This is a genomic window from Pseudomonas sp. PME37.24/025 (assembly GCF_055556615.1).
Genome location: NZ_JBVHNK010000002.1, coordinates 449,906 through 464,694, shown reverse-complemented (window position 1 = coordinate 464,694; position 14,789 = coordinate 449,906). Strand labels below are relative to the sequence as shown.

The 14,789-nt window shown below is 59.7% G+C and carries 11 protein-coding genes and 1 tRNA gene; 3 read left to right on the top strand and 9 right to left on the bottom strand.

The features are described 5' to 3' along the window. Positions 1-12: 12 nt before the first annotated feature. The 4 genes from rpsR to rnr all read right to left on the bottom strand — a co-directional run bounded on the left by rpsR (position 13) and on the right by rnr (position 4,396). Positions 13-243, bottom strand: a complete 231-nt coding sequence (rpsR, locus tag ACZ3HH_RS05260; RefSeq protein ID WP_002551829.1) for a 30S ribosomal protein S18 — start codon at positions 241-243, stop codon at positions 13-15. Between the two features lie 28 nt (positions 244-271). Beyond that, positions 272-694, bottom strand: coding sequence for a 30S ribosomal protein S6 (rpsF, locus tag ACZ3HH_RS05255; RefSeq protein WP_007902678.1), 423 nt, complete (start codon positions 692-694; stop codon positions 272-274). 304 nt (positions 695-998) lie between these two features. Beyond that, entirely contained in the window at positions 999-1,760 is a 762-nt protein-coding gene (rlmB, locus tag ACZ3HH_RS05250; protein WP_217855596.1) for a 23S rRNA (guanosine(2251)-2'-O)-methyltransferase RlmB, read from the bottom strand. Next, a complete protein-coding gene (gene rnr / locus ACZ3HH_RS05245) occupies positions 1,757-4,396 on the bottom strand; it encodes a ribonuclease R (RefSeq protein ID WP_465803160.1) in 2,640 nt (879 codons plus the stop codon). Before rnr ends, rlmB begins: the two co-directional genes overlap by 4 nt. Before the next feature lie 226 nt (positions 4,397-4,622). Between rnr and ACZ3HH_RS05240 the strand changes: the two genes are divergently transcribed. The 3 genes from ACZ3HH_RS05240 to ACZ3HH_RS05230 all read left to right on the top strand — a co-directional run bounded on the left by ACZ3HH_RS05240 (position 4,623) and on the right by ACZ3HH_RS05230 (position 7,622). After that, a tRNA-Leu gene (locus ACZ3HH_RS05240) sits at positions 4,623-4,709 on the top strand. 337 nt (positions 4,710-5,046) lie between these two features. After that, complete coding sequence (locus ACZ3HH_RS05235) at positions 5,047-6,057, top strand: iron ABC transporter substrate-binding protein (protein ID WP_465803159.1); 1,011 nt, start codon at positions 5,047-5,049, stop codon at positions 6,055-6,057. Continuing rightward, positions 6,057-7,622 (top strand): ABC transporter permease, encoded by a 1,566-nt coding sequence (locus tag ACZ3HH_RS05230; protein WP_465803157.1) that lies wholly within the window; start codon positions 6,057-6,059, stop codon positions 7,620-7,622. Before ACZ3HH_RS05235 ends, ACZ3HH_RS05230 begins: the two co-directional genes overlap by 1 nt. 123 nt (positions 7,623-7,745) lie before the next feature. On the opposite strand, the gene ACZ3HH_RS05225 is transcribed toward ACZ3HH_RS05230, so the two are convergent. From ACZ3HH_RS05225 to hflK, 5 genes are all read right to left on the bottom strand, one after another. Further along, entirely contained in the window at positions 7,746-9,680 is a 1,935-nt protein-coding gene (locus ACZ3HH_RS05225; RefSeq protein ID WP_465803155.1) for a methyl-accepting chemotaxis protein, read from the bottom strand. Between the two features lie 149 nt (positions 9,681-9,829). Then, positions 9,830-11,119: an adenylosuccinate synthase gene (locus tag ACZ3HH_RS05220; RefSeq protein WP_030128327.1), complete on the bottom strand. Its 1,290-nt coding sequence runs from the start codon at positions 11,117-11,119 to the stop codon at positions 9,830-9,832. Positions 11,120-11,173: 54 nt separating this feature from the next. Beyond that, positions 11,174-12,361: an ATP phosphoribosyltransferase regulatory subunit gene (locus ACZ3HH_RS05215; RefSeq protein ID WP_007902665.1), complete on the bottom strand. Its 1,188-nt coding sequence runs from the start codon at positions 12,359-12,361 to the stop codon at positions 11,174-11,176. A gap of 315 nt (positions 12,362-12,676) precedes the next feature. Next, a complete protein-coding gene (gene hflC / locus ACZ3HH_RS05210) occupies positions 12,677-13,546 on the bottom strand; it encodes a protease modulator HflC (RefSeq protein WP_030128329.1) in 870 nt (289 codons plus the stop codon). Further along, on the bottom strand, positions 13,546-14,715 hold the full coding sequence (gene hflK / locus ACZ3HH_RS05205; RefSeq protein ID WP_465803153.1) for an FtsH protease activity modulator HflK: 1,170 nt from the start codon (positions 14,713-14,715) through the stop codon (positions 13,546-13,548). Before hflK ends, hflC begins: the two co-directional genes overlap by 1 nt. Positions 14,716-14,789 lie beyond the last annotated feature (74 nt).

Here is a 14,789-nt window from a genome sequence, read left to right as displayed (position 1 = left end):
GACTGCCCGGTCTCAGCGGCCGTGGCTGTCGGTGTAGGCCAGCAGGGCCAGGAAGCGGGCGCGCTTGATAGCGGTGGCCAGCTGACGCTGATAACGAGCTTTGGTACCGGTGATGCGGCTTGGAACGATTTTGCCGGTCTCGGATACGTAAGCTTTCAGAGTGTTGAGATCTTTGTAATCGATCTCTTTCACGTCTTCAGCGGTGAAGCGGCAGAATTTACGACGACGGAAGAAACGTGCCATTTGATAGGCTCCTTAAAAGGTCCGTGGATTACTCGTCAGCGTTATCGCTGGCGTCGCTGTCATCACCATCAACGCCTTCGGCGTCGGAGTGCTCAGGACGGTCGCGACGCTCACGGCGCTCACTGCGGTTTTCTTCAGCCTTGAGCATCTCGGATTGGCCGGTAACGGCTTCTTCGCGACGGATGACCAGGTTACGGATCACTGCATCGTTGTAGCGGAAGTTGTCTTCCAGCTCGGCCAGGGCCTTGCCAGTGCACTCAACGTTCAGCATCACGTAGTGAGCCTTGTGAACATTGTTGATTGCGTAGGCCAGTTGACGACGGCCCCAATCTTCCAGACGGTGGATTTTGCCGCCGTCTTCTTCGATCAGCTTGGTGTAACGCTCAACCATGCCGCCGACTTGCTCGCTTTGATCCGGGTGGACCAAAAAGATGATTTCGTAATGACGCATGAATGCTCCTTACGGGTTGTAGCCTGCCGCTCAAAAGCGGTCAGACAAGGAGTGAATGACACTAATGGACTTGCTTGCGATAGACACATGCGTGCCTGCCGTCACAGCAAGGGGCGCAATTGTAGAGAAGGGACAAGAGAGGCGCAAGGCAATTGGTGATTATTTGAACAACCCCAATCTCCGCCCAGACACAAAACCACTGTGGGAGCGAGCCTGCTCGCGATGGGGTGCAACATTCAACATTTGTGCTGAATGTAACTCCGCTATCGCGAGCAGGCTCGCTCCCACAGGGATTACAACCGGATCAGGACTTTTTGGTTGCAGCTTTGACGCCACGCTGGCGCAGGGCCTCGAACAGGCACACTCCAGTAGCCACGGAAACGTTGAGACTGCTGACACTGCCCGCCATCGGCAGACGCACCAGGTAGTCGCAAAGATCGCGAGTCAGGCGGCGCATACCGCTGCCCTCCGCGCCCATGATCAGGATGGTCGGGCCGGTCAGGTCTTGCTGATACAGCTCCTGCTCAGCCTCACCCGCCGTACCGACGACCCACAAGCCACGCTGCTTGAGTTTTTCCAGGGTGCGCGCCAGGTTGGTCACCGCCACCAACGGAATCACTTCCGCCGCGCCGCAGGCGACTTTACGCACTGTCGGGGTCAGGGTGGCTGACTTGTCCTTTGGCACGATCACCGCCAGCGCGCCGGCCGCATCGGCCGAACGCAGGCAAGCGCCGAGGTTGTGCGGATCGGTCACGCCATCGAGCACCAGCAACAGCGGTGCGCCTTCAGTGCGATCGAGCAATTCGTCGAGCATCGCCTCGCCCCAGACCTGACTCGGACTGACGTCCGCGACCACGCCCTGGTGCACGCCTTCTACCCACGCATCCAGCTCACGACGCTCAGCCTGACCGACCGCCACGCGATTTTCGGCAGCGAGTGCGATCAGCGTCTGCACCCGCGGATCACTGCGGCCTTCCGCCAGCCAGATCTGCTTGACGCGTTTTGGGTGATGACGCAACAACGCTTCTACAGCGTGCACGCCATAGATCTTTTCCAACTGACTCATGACTTGGCCTTAGGTTTACGCGCCCCGCCGCTTCTGGCGGCTGGAGCGGAACCCGCTTTTGGCGGGCCTTTACGGTGTTTGCTCGGTTTTGCTGGCTTGCCGCCGGAGGCCTTGTCAGGCGCCGACCGCCCGGTCTTTCCCCCAGACGCCGCTTTACCGCCGCTTTTCGCTTCAGACAACAACGCCTGTTTCAGTTCACGACTTTTGCGCAACTCGGCATTTTTTGCCGCGGCATCGCTCGGACGATAGGCTTCAACAGCCTTTTCCTTGGCAGGACGACGGCCGGTTTTCGCCGGTGCCGGCTCTGTAGCCGATTTGGTAGTAGCGCCAGCAGGCGCAGCAGTTTCAGTCCCACGCTTCTTGCGGCCGATCGGCGCGCTGATGGTTTTTTCAGCCATCTCGAAGTCGATCTTGCGCTCGTCGAGGTCGACGCGCATGACGCGCACCTCAACGGTATCGCCAAGACGGAAGCTGCGACCGGTACGCTCACCGGCGAGGCGGTGGTGTACAGGGTCGAAGTGGTAGTAATCACCCGGCAGCGCGGTGACGTGCACCAGGCCTTCGACGTAAATGTCGGTCAGTTCGACGAACAGCCCGAAACCGGTCACGGCCGTGATCACACCCGGGAACGATTCGCCCACGCGGTCTTTCATGAACTCGCACTTGAGCCAGTTCACCACGTCGCGGGTCGCTTCGTCGGCACGGCGCTCGCTCATCGAGCACTGCTCGCCGAGCTGCTCCAGGATCGCTTCGTCATACGGATAGATGCGCGCCTTCGGAATGGTCATCGCGCCAGCACGGCGAACGTGCGGGGTGTCCATTTTCGAATGGATGACGCTGCGAATCGCCCGATGCGTGAGCAAGTCCGGGTAGCGGCGGATCGGCGAAGTGAAGTGGGTATAGGCTTCGTAATTCAGGCCGAAGTGGCCCTGGTTATCGGCGCTGTACACCGCTTGGCTCAACGAACGCAGCATGACGGTCTGGATCAGGTGGAAATCCGGACGGTCCTTGATGCTTGCCAGCAAAGCCTGGTAATCCTTCGGCGACGGACCATCCTTGCCTTTGTGCAGGGACAGACCGAGCTCGCCAAGGAAGGCGCGCAGTTTTTCCAGACGCTCCGGTGGCGGGCCGTCATGGACGCGATACAACGCAGGGATTTCGTGCTTTTTCAGGAATTCGGCAGTGGCCACGTTGGCCGCCAGCATGCATTCCTCGATCAGCTTGTGCGCATCGTTACGAACGGTTGGACGGATTTCGGCAATCTTGCGCTCGGAACCGAAGATGATCCGGGTTTCCTGCGTTTCGAAATCGATCGCGCCGCGCACGTGACGGGCCGCCAGCAGAACCTTGTACAGCGCGTACAGCTGCTTGAGGTGCGGCAGAACATCGGTGTATTCACCACGAAGCTGACGTGCTTCAGTGGCTTTCGGCGTTTCCAGCATGGCGCTGACCTTGTTATAGGTCAGGCGAGCGTGGGAGTGAATCACCGCTTCGTAGAAGCAGTAATCGGTCATCTCGCCGGATTTGGAGATGGTCATCTCGCAGACCATGGCCAGGCGATCGACGTGCGGGTTCAGCGAGCACAGGCCGTTGGACAGTTGCTCTGGCAGCATCGGCACGACGCGCTCGGGGAAGTACACCGAGTTGCCACGCACCTGGGATTCGTTATCCAGTGCCGAACCGATTTTCACGTAACTGGAAACGTCGGCAATCGCCACGTACAACTTCCAGCCACCGGAGAACAGGCGCAGCTTGCCCGGCTTGGCTTCGCAGTAGACCGCGTCATCGAAGTCGCGCGCATCTTCACCGTCGATGGTCACAAACGGCAGATGGCGCAGGTCGATGCGTTTCTCTTTGTCTTTCTCTTCGACTTCAGGCTTGAGCTTGGCAGCTTCCTTGAGCACCGCTTCAGGCCAGACGTGAGGAATATCGTAGGTGCGCAGGGCGACATCGATTTCCATGCCCGGCGCCATGTAGTTACCCACGACTTCGACCACGTCGCCTTGCGGCTGGAAGCGTGGCGTCGGCCAGTGGGTGATCTTCACTTCGACGAACTGACCGATCTGGGCGTTGGCGTTGCGGCCCGGAGTCACCAGCACTTCTTGCTGGATCTTCGGATTATCCGCGACGACAAAACCGATACCGCCCTCTTCGAAGTAACGACCGACGATAGTCTCGTGGGCACGGGACACCACTTCGACGATCATGCCTTCGCGGCGACCGCGACGGTCGAGGCCGGAAACACGGGCCAGGGCACGGTCGCCATCGAACACCAGGCGCATTTGCCCCGGGCTCATGAACAGGTCGTCACTGCCGTCATCCGGGACCAGGAAGCCAAAGCCGTCACGGTGACCGCTGATGCGGCCCAGGATCAGGTCGAGCTTGTCCACCGGCGCATAAGTGCCACGACGGGTATAGATGAGTTGAGCGTCGCGCTCCATGGCGCGCAGGCGGCGACGCAGGGCTTCGATCTGGTCTTCTGTGGTCAGACCAAACTCTTCGACCAGCTGCTCGCGGTTAGCAGGCGAACCTCGATCAGCAAGGTGCTGAAGGATCAGTTCGCGGCTAGGAATAGGGTTTTCATATTTTTCCGCTTCACGAGCGGCCTCGGGATCGAGGGACTGCCAATCGGCCATTAGAGAGTTTTCACCTTGTCTATATGCGGGTTAGTTTGGCATAGGCGTAATGAAACGGGAAATTTCAGGCTGTGACAGCCCATCTAAAGCCCTTTATCGACATCGCAAAGCTGATTTGAATACCACTGGAGAAATTTTCCAGGTTTTTTCGATCCCGGGGGTTTACAGTTAAAAAGACGCTCCGTATAGTGCGCGCCATCGACGACGCACACGCGCTGCCGATACTGCCCAGATGGTGAAATTGGTAGACACGCCAGCTTCAGGTGCTGGTGACCGCAAGGTCGTGGAAGTTCGAGTCTTCTTCTGGGCACCAATTCAAATTCAAGGTCACGATCTTGAATTTCACAGAAACCCGCGTAAGCGGGTTTTTGCGTTTCTGGCTTTCTAAAACCCCAAGCCATTAGCTCTCCTGTGGCGAGGGAGCTTGCTCCCGCTGGAGTGCGAAGCGCTCCCCATCATTCCAACAGTTACACCACACTCTCAGGGTTTACGACTGCTTCGCAGCCGAATGGGAGCAAGCTCTCTCGCCACAAAGATCCGCCCCAGCCCCACCCTGCAAACACTCCTCAGACCCGCAAGACGCACATGAGAAACAATATCGTTTATCATTGTTGCAAGATTTTGCAATGCGACAGTGAGGAACCCTGCGAATGATGTTTCGAAATACCCTGCGCCGCGGCCTGACCATCACCCTGCTCGGCCTGACACTCGCCACCCCCCTCACCCAAGCCGCCGATCCGGTTTCCCTGACACTCTACAACGGCCAACACAAGGAAGTCGGCGACGCCGTCGCCAAAGCCTTCGAAGCCAAGACCGGGATTCACGTCAATGTGCGCAAGGGCAGCAGCAACCAGCTCGCCAGCCAGATCGTCGAAGAAGGCGATCGTTCCCCCGCCGACGTGATCTACACCGAAGAATCCCCACCGCTGAACAAACTCGGCGAACAGGGCCTGCTGGCGAAAACCGACGCCGCTACCCTCGCTGTCCTGCCAAAAGACTACGTTGCCGGCAACGGCACCTGGATCGGTATCACTGCGCGAGTCCGCGTGGTTGCGTTCAATCCCAAGTTGATCGATGAGAAGGACCTGCCTAAGTCGGTAATGGAATTCTCCGACCCGAAATGGCAAGGCAAGGTCGGCTTCGTGCCCACCAGCGGCGCGTTTCAGGAACAAGCCGTAGCAATCATCAAAGTGCACGGCATGGATGCGGCTGAAGAATGGCTGACCGGCCTGCGCGCTTTCGGAAAGACTTACAGCAACAATATGGTCGCGCTGAAAGCTGTGGAAAACGGCGAAGTCGCGACCGTGCTGGTGAACAATTACTACTGGTACGCCTTGCAGCGCGAAAAAGGCCAGCTCGACTCGAAACTGCATTACTTCACCGGCGGCGACGTCGGCGGGCTGATCACCGTTTCCAGCGCTGCGGTACTGAAATCCAGCAAACATCCAAAAGAAGCCCAGCAATTCCTCGCCTACATGGCGAGCGAAGAAGGTCAGCGCGTGATCACCCAGACCACCGCCGAGTACCCGCTGCACAAAGGCATGGAATCGGATCGTGGCCTCAAGCCGTTCAGCGAGCTGCAAGCACCGAAAGTCACGCCAGCGGACCTCGGCAACGCCGAAGAAGCCCTGGACCTGGAACGTGACGTTGGCTTGAACTGATGAGCGCATCGTTATCTGCCCCCGCCTTGCGCGGGGGCTACGTGCCACGGCGCAAGCGTCCGTCGATCTGGTTGTTGCTGCCGGTTTTGCTACTGGTGGCGCTCAGTCTATTGCCACTGGCTTATGTCGGCCTCAAGACCTGGCAGGCCGGCTGGGCCGAGGCGCTGCATTTGCTGTGGCGACCCTACGTGTTTGGCCTGCTGCGTAATACGCTGGCGCTGATGGCGGGCGTCACGCTGGCCTGCGGCGTGATTGGCTTGTCGCTCGCCTGGTTGCTGGAACGCAGTAATCTGCCAGGGCGACGGCTATGGGGCGTGATCCTGTGTCTGCCGTTCGCGGTGCCAGCGTTTGTCAGCAGCTTCACCTGGGTTTCCCTGAGCGCTCACTTCGAAGGGCTGGGCGGGGCAATCCTGGTGATGACCCTGTCCAAATACCCGCTGATTTTTCTGCCGGTGGCAGCAACCCTGCGCAATCTCGATCCTTCCCTGGAGGAGTCGGCACGGACCCTGGGGCAGAATCGCCGGGGCGTGTTCTTCAGAATCACCCTGCCCCTGCTCTGGCCGTCACTGCTGGCCGGTTCGCTGCTGATTGCGCTGCACATGCTGGTGGAGTTCGGCGCGCTGTCGATCATCGGTCTGCAGACTTTCACCACAGCGATCTACCAACAGTTCGAGCTGGAGTTCAGCAACGCTAACGCAGCGATGCTTTCGGCGGTGCTGCTGGTGCTGTGTCTGGTGCTGCTATGGCTGGAGCTACGCGTACGTGGCAAGGGTCGACATGTACGCACCGGCCAAGGCGCGGCGCGACATGCGCAGCAGGTTCGTCTGGGGCCGTGGACGACTGTCGGACAGCTTTACTGCCTGCTGCTGGCAATCATCGGCAGCGGCATTCCTCTGGGGATGCTGGCGTACTGGCTGATGGTGGGTTCGTCAGCGGCGTTCCCGGTGGCCGCGATCAGCGAGGCCTTGTTGTCGTCTCTGGCGCTGTCCCTCGGTGGCGCGGCACTGTGCCTGGTGCTGGCGGTGCCAGTGGGGTTGCTGGTGGTGCGCCATAAAGGCCGACTGGCAATCTGGGCCGAGCGCCTGCCGTATCTGCTGCATGCACTGCCAGGATTGGTGATTGCGCTGACCCTGGTGTATTTCGCCCTGCACTATGTACCGGTGCTGTACCAGACCTCGGCGCTGCTGCTGATTGCTTACGCGCTGTTGTTTCTGCCGCTGGCACAGGCGCCGATTCGCACCGCGCTGAACAAGGCAGCGCCGCAACTGGAAGAGGCCGCACGCACGCTGGGGGCGTCGTCCTTCAGCGCGTTTTGTCGGGTGACGCTGCCGATAATCTTCCCTGCCTTGGGGGCAGCGTTTGCACTGGTGTTTCTGGATGCGATGAAGGAGCTGACGGCGACGCTGCTGCTGAGCCCCACCGGACTGAATACGTTGGCAACGGAAGTCTGGGCGCATACCGCGAATGTGGAGTTTGCGGCGGCGGCGCCTTATGCGGCGTTGTTGATATTGGTGTCGGGGGTGCCGGTTTACTTGCTTACGACGCGGATGTATTTGAGTCGCTGAGACCGCCATCGCGGGCAAGCCCGCTCCCACAGTGTCTTCTGTTACGCACAAAATTGTGAGTTCACAGAAGTACCTGTGGGAGCGGGCTTGCCCGCGATGGCGTCCGCACAAACAATACAAAACTTAAGCCCTGAACTGTCCCAGGCTCGCCTTCAACTGCGCCGCCAAGCCATCCAGCACCTTGCCGCTGGCCGTGGTCTCCACCACCGCCTGAGCTGCTTTTTCAGCCTGTGCATGAATGGTCTCAACCCGCCCACGCACTGCCTGCGCACCTTGCGCCTGATGCGCCGCGGCCTGGGTCGCCAGACCGATAGCCGCATGCACTTGCTCGACCGACGTCTGCACCGACTGCTGCAACCGCGCACTGTCGCGCAACACCAGCAAACCTTCGCTGGCCTGACGTCCGGCCTGGCCAATCGCTGCAACAGCCTCCCGAGCCCCCTGCTGCAACGCAACGATGTGGGCCTGAATGTCGCCGGTTGAGCTCTGAGTCTTGCTCGCCAGTGCCCGCACCTCATCCGCCACCACGGCAAACCCGCGACCGGTCTCGCCGGCACGCGCCGCCTCAATGGCCGCGTTCAATGCCAGCAAGTTGGTTTGTTCGGCGATCCCGTGAATCACCGTCAGCACCACCTCAATCTGCTCGCTCTGCTGGGCCAGGCGCTCAATGACTTTCGCGCCGGTGTCGACTTGTCCGGCCAATGCCTCGATGAGACTGCCGACTTTCGCCGAAGTCCGGGTGTTCTCATCCGTAGCCTGACGAATGTCCACCACCTGCCGCAAAGCAGCCTGCATGGCGTGGCTTTCAGACTGAGCCTCGTCAGCCATTTGCGACAGCGCGCGCAAGCTTTCGGCCACTTCATCGCGCTGCATGCCCGCCGCCGCATCGGCACCAGCATTGCGCAGGGTCATGGCGCCGATTTCCACGCCGGTACGCTGGGCCACATCGCCCGCCTCCCGCACGATCGGCTGCAACTTATCCACAAAGCGATTGACCGCCGAGGCCATGTCGCCAATCTCATCCTGGCTGTTGATCTGCACACGCTTGGTCAAATCGCCCTCACCTGCCGCCAGGTCATCCATGGCGGCGATCAGCAGCTTCAAGCGATTGACCACGCGACGACCCAGCACTACGGCCAGCAACAGCAGCACACCAAAACCCACTAGCGACAAGCCCATGCCAATGCGCCAGCGCAAAGTCCCCGCTGCTTCCTGCACGGCAGTGGTGGTATTGGCTTTCATTTCGGTGGCGGTGGACTGCGCCGATTGCAGACGCCCGCGCATCGCCGTTGCGCTGTCAGCTGCTGCGCCTTTGAGGCTGTCGCCCACCAATTGATCACTGCTGGCGATCAGCGCCGAGAAGCGCTTGTCCAGCGCCGCCAGATCGGTTTCCACGGAGGCGGTCGAGACGCCCATCAAAACTTTGCCGATCTCCACCCCATTGGGGTTGATCGAGGCTTCAAGATAGTAGACCGACGGATCGTTCTTCGCCGCATCCAGCACTTTGTCCAGCGCCCGCTCGCCCTGGCCTTTTTCCAGAAGCGCCTTGTTGATCGGGTTCTCCCGGTTGAGGTAGCGCGTCAGGTGCTGGCCCGTGGCGTCGTCGTAGACCACGAACAACACATTGGGATTACGCTGGGCACGGCGAGCGAATTCGGACAGGGTGGGTATGTCGCTGTCCCACATGGCGCGGGGTGCAACCGAGGCCAGAAGCTGTGCCATGTCGTTGGCCGATTCCTTCAGGTCCTTCTCCAGCGTCGTACGCAGTTGTGCCTGCTCGTCTTTCAGACGCGAAGACAGCCCGACGGTCAGGCGCTGACGGGTACTGGTGGACAGGCTATCCAGGCTCGACGTGACTTCACGTCCTGCCTGCTCAAGCTCACCAGAGAGCTTTTGGCTATCGGCGTCCAGCCGCACACCCAGATCAGCTTCCAGCGCAGTCACTGTGCTCCGGGTCAGAGCGACAGCCACCAGCACCTGCACCAAAAGGGCGATACCAAGGGTAACGAACACGGGCCGCAAGAGACGGCTTTGTAACAGTGAGAGAACGGCCGACACTGGAAATCCCTCTGCTTTGACGCCATCAAATTGATAGCACGTCAGAAACGATGCTTTTTCAATGTTCGCAGCAAAGGTCATGCCGTTCGACAGGCATAAACGACAAAGGCCCCAATTAAGGGGCCTTTGTGTTTTACATCAACGACTTATTAAGCGAACGGATGACGCAGAACGATGGTTTCGTTGCGGTCAGGGCCCGTCGAAATAATGTCGATCGGCGCACCGATCAGCTCTTCAACGCGCTTGATGTAAGCACGGGCGTTAGCTGGCAGCTCTTCCAGGGTTTTGGCACCCACGGTCGACTCTGTCCAGCCCGGCACTTCTTCGTAAACCGGCTGCAGCCCCATGTAGCTGTCAGCGTCAGTCGGGGCAACGTCCTTACCTTCTGCATCTTTGTAGCCGACGCAGATGTTGATGGTTTCCAGACCGTCGAGTACGTCCAGCTTGGTCAGGCAGATGCCCGAGATGCTGTTCACATCGATAGCGCGACGCAGGATAACAGCGTCAAACCAGCCACAACGACGAGCACGGCCGGTAGTCGCGCCGAACTCGTGACCTTGTTTAGCCAGGTGCGCACCGACTTCGTCGAACAGCTCAGTCGGGAATGGACCCGAACCTACACGTGTGGTGTAAGCCTTGGTGATACCCAGGATGTAGTCCAGGAACATCGGACCAACGCCCGAACCGGTAGCAACGCCGCCAGCGGTGGTGTTAGAGCTAGTCACGTACGGGTAGGTGCCGTGGTCGATGTCCAGCAACGAACCTTGGGCCCCTTCGAACATGATGTCTTTGCCAGCACGACGCAGGTCGTGCAGCTCGGCAGTCACGTCCAGCATCAGCGGCTTGAGCAGTTCAGCGTATTCTTTGCACTCGGCCAGGGTCTTGTCGAAGTCAATGGCTGGCTCTTTGTAGAAACCGACCAACATGAAGTTGTGGTATTCCACCAGTTCACGCAGCTTGGCTTCAAAGCGCGGCATGTTGAGCAGATCGCCTACGCGCAGACCGCGACGGGCAACCTTGTCTTCGTAAGCCGGGCCGATGCCGCGACCGGTAGTACCGATCTTCAGCTCGCCACGGGCCTTTTCACGGGCCTGGTCCAGCGCTACGTGATAGGACAGGATCAGCGGGCAGGACGGGCTGATACGCAGGCGCTCGCGCACCGGCACGCCTTTCTCTTCCAGCTTGATGATTTCCCGCAGCAATGCGTCGGGTGCAACCACCACGCCGTTACCGATCAGGCACTGCACGCCTTCGCGCAGCACGCCCGACGGGATCAGGTGCAAGACGGTTTTTTCGCCGTCGATCACCAGGGTGTGGCCAGCGTTGTGGCCACCTTGGTAGCGCACTACGGCGGCAGCATGTTCGGTCAGCAGATCAACGATCTTGCCTTTGCCCTCATCACCCCATTGGGTGCCCAGGACTACGACATTCTTACCCATAACACTTGTCCTCATTCGCGCAAACTTGGTGCCGGCGGCGGCCGGCAGGAAAACTCAAGAAGCCAGCGGCAATACTTGCCAAAGCCCGTTCTGCTGAATCAATTGCCGGTCGCAGTCCGCTTCACGGGCGGCGGCCAAAAGTTGCCCAGGCAATGCCTGAACGACACGCTGACCCTCACTGCGCAACTGGCAAACCTGCTGCCAGAGTGCTGCATCCGTACTGTCAGGCATCCAGATACCGCCAGACGGTAGCTCGATTTCAGCACGCCCCAGGGTCACCAGGGTTTTCAAATCGGTAGAGAAACCAGTCGCCGGACGGGCACGACCGAAGTCGGCGCCGATGTCGTCGTAACGACCGCCCTGAGCAATGGACTGGCCAACACCCGGTACGAACACGGCGAACACTACACCGGTGTGGTAGTGATAGCCGCGCAGCTCGCCCAGGTCGAAATACAGCGGTAATTCCGGGAAACGCGTGGACAGACGCTCGGCAATTGCCAGCAAATCGTCCAGGGCCGCCAGCACGGGTGCCGGCGCATTGGCCAGACGCTCACGCGCTGCACTCAACACTTCACGACCACCACACAGATCGACCAGCGCTCGCAGCATGCCCGACAGATCGGCAGGCAAGCCTTCGGTCAAGGTAATGACCTCGTCGATGGCTTTACGTTGCAACGCATCGAACAACTGTTGCTCGACTTCGCCGGACAAACCGGCGGCGCGGGCCAGGCCGCGGTAGATACCGACATGGCCGAGGTCCATGTGCACATCCGGCACATCGGCCAGTTGCAGCATGGCCAGCATCAGGCTGATGACTTCCACGTCGCTGCTCGGGCTGGCATCGCCGTACAACTCTGCACCCAGTTGAATCGGGCTGCGCGAGGACGACAAGGCACGCGGCTGAGCATGCAGCACGCTACCGGCATAACACAGACGGCTCGGACCTTCGCGACGCAGGGTGTGCGCATCGATGCGCGCCACTTGCGGCGTGATGTCGGCACGGAAACCCATCTGCCGGCCCGATTGCGGGTCGATGACCTTGAAGGTACGCAGATCGAGGTCCGAACCCGCGCCAGTCAGCAGGGACTCCAGGTACTCGATATGGGGAGTCACGACAAACTCGTAACCCCAGCTCTGGAACAGATCCAACACCTGGCGACGCGCTACTTCGATGCGCGCAGCTTCCGGTGGCAGTACTTCTTCGATGCCATCTGGCAGCAGCCAGCGGTCTACCGTTGCCATTACGCCATTCCCCTATGATCCGGGCGACAAGCCTTTGGGCGAGCCTTGAGTGAAGCAGAAAATGATCGGCTCATGTGCAAACCACGCGCATGAACAACGGGGCGAAAAGCCTGAAATCGGCTTCACCAACCACTTTCCTCGAAAAACCTGTCGAGTCATTCAACTCGGGCGCCTGCATAAAAACAGCAATCAAACGTGCAGACGCAAAAAAGCCGGGAATTTCCCGGCTGCCGCATCATACACACGTTTTCCCAAAGGATCACCCCGCCCGAGGTTTTAGCCGCCAGGCGGGGGATGACTCAGGTCAACGCCGTATCAAGGCTTGGCTTTTTCCAGGTAACGGAAGAAGTCGCTGCCCGGGTCCAGGACCATGACGTCGGATTTGTTCGCGAAGCTTTCACGGTAGGCACGCAGGCTACGGTAAAACGCGTAGAACTCCTGATCCTGACCGTATGCCTTGGAGTAGATCGCAGCAGCCTGGGCGTCACCGTCACCGCGAACCTCTTCGGATTCACGATAGGCTTCAGCCAGCAGCACGCGGCGTTGACGATCGGCGTCGGCACGGATGCCTTCGGACAGCTCGTTACCCTTGGCGCGGTGCTCGCGAGCTTCACGCTCACGCTCGGTGCTCATACGCTCGAACACGCTGCGGTTCACTTCCTTCGGCAGGTCGATGGTTTTGACCCGGACATCGACAACTTCGATGCCCAGCTCTTTTTCCGCCATCTTGTTCAGCGAAGAGGTGATGTCTGCCATCAGCGCATCACGCTCACCGGACACCACTTCGTGCAGGGTGCGTTTACCGAACTGGTCACGCAGGCCCGATTCCAGACGACGGGAAAGACGCTCATCGGCAATCTGCTTGAGGCCGGAAGTCGCGGTGTAGAAGCGCTCGGCATCTTTCACGCGCCACTTGGCGTAGGCATCGACCATTACAGCTTTCTTTTCCAGCGTCAGGAAGCGTTGTGTCGGTGCATCCAGTGTCATCAGGCGCGCGTCGAATTTGCGCACCTTGTTCACGTAAGGCACTTTCACGTGCAGGCCCGGCTGAACATCGGCCTGGACCACGCGACCGAACTGCAGCATCACCGCGCGCTCGGTCTGAGCCACGATGTAGAAGCAGTTCCAGGCAACGATCGCCACGACGACGCCGATAATAAGGGCGATCAGCGATTTATTGCTCATCAGCGACTCTCCCTGGTACGTGCTTGCTGCTGCAGGTCGGCTGCCGCACGCGCATTTGTTTCATTGCTGCTGGCTGCCGCACCGGTCACCGAAGTGTTGGTGTTGCGACCACTTTCGACCATTTTGTCCAGCGGCAAGTACAGCAGATTGTTCTGGCCATTCTTGTTGCCGGTCACGAGAACCTTGCTGGTGTTGCTGAAGATTTCCTGCATGGTGTCCAGGTACAGACGCTGGCGGGTGACTTCAGGGGCCTTGCGATACTCGGCCACCAGCTTGGTGAAGCGATCAGCCTCACCCTTGGCGCGGGAGACGGTCTCGTCGCGGTAACCGTTGGCATCCTCGAGGATGCGCTGGGCCTGACCACGGGCTTCCGGCACGACGCCGTTGGCGTAGGTTTCAGCCTGGTTGCGCGAACGCTGCTCGTCTTCACGGGCGCGGATCACGTCGTCGAAGGCTTCCTGAACTTCACGCGGTGCAGCTGCGCTCTGTACGTTGACCTGGGTGACGGTGATACCGGTGCGATAGGTATCGAGGAAACGTTGCAGACGCTCCTTGATTTCGCTGGCCATCAATTCACGACCTTCGGTCAGCACCTGATCCATGGCGGTAGAGCCCACCACGTGACGCAAGGCACTGTCGGTCGCATGCTGCAGACTGATTTCCGGCTGATCGACGTTCAGCACGAAGTCCTGCAGATTGCTGATCTTGTACTGCACGGTCAGCGGCACTTCGACGATGTTTTCGTCTTCAGTCAGCATTTGACCCTGCTTGGTGTAGGCACGCTCACGCGTGACGTTCTCCAGGTACTTGCGATCGATCGGCGGGAAATAGATGTTCAGGCCCGGGCCGACGGTTTCATAGTATTTGCCGAAGCGCAGCACCACGGCTTGCTCCTGCTCGTCGACCACGTAGACAGCGCTGTACAGCCACACGGCCGCCAGCACGACCAGGCCGATGCCGAGCAGGCCGCCGAAGCCGCCACTCTTGCCCGAACCGCCGCCCTCGTCACTGCGTTTTTTACCACCACCGAACAACCCGTTCAGGCTTTCCTGCAGCTTTCGGAAGGCCTCGTCGAGATCCGGTGGTCCCTTGCGGTCGCCGTTATTGCGGCGCTTGCCACCCCAAGGATCCTGATTATTCGAGTTGCCACCCGGCTCATTCCAAGCCATAGCGCTCTCCATCTGATAAAGCAAAGACGCACCCACGGCGCGCCGACCAATGCTACAGAATGCCTGTCACCACG

Bases quoted from the DNA above. Each gene is read 5' to 3' on its own strand.
- rpsR (WP_002551829.1), bottom strand. From the start codon at position 243: ATGGCACGTTTCTTCCGTCGTCGTAAATTCTGCCGCTTCACCGCTGAA.
- rpsF (WP_007902678.1), bottom strand. From the start codon at position 694: ATGCGTCATTACGAAATCATCTTTTTGGTCCACCCGGATCAAAGCGAG.
- rlmB (WP_217855596.1), bottom strand. From the start codon at position 1,760: ATGAGTCAGTTGGAAAAGATCTATGGCGTGCACGCTGTAGAAGCGTTG.
- rnr (WP_465803160.1), bottom strand. From the start codon at position 4,396: ATGGCCGATTGGCAGTCCCTCGATCCCGAGGCCGCTCGTGAAGCGGAA.
- ACZ3HH_RS05235 (WP_465803159.1), top strand. From the start codon at position 5,047: ATGATGTTTCGAAATACCCTGCGCCGCGGCCTGACCATCACCCTGCTC.
- ACZ3HH_RS05230 (WP_465803157.1), top strand. From the start codon at position 6,057: ATGAGCGCATCGTTATCTGCCCCCGCCTTGCGCGGGGGCTACGTGCCA.
- ACZ3HH_RS05220 (WP_030128327.1), bottom strand. From the start codon at position 11,119: ATGGGTAAGAATGTCGTAGTCCTGGGCACCCAATGGGGTGATGAGGGC.
- ACZ3HH_RS05215 (WP_007902665.1), bottom strand. From the start codon at position 12,361: ATGGCAACGGTAGACCGCTGGCTGCTGCCAGATGGCATCGAAGAAGTA.
- hflC (WP_030128329.1), bottom strand. From the start codon at position 13,546: ATGAGCAATAAATCGCTGATCGCCCTTATTATCGGCGTCGTCGTGGCG.
- hflK (WP_465803153.1), bottom strand. From the start codon at position 14,715: ATGGCTTGGAATGAGCCGGGTGGCAACTCGAATAATCAGGATCCTTGG.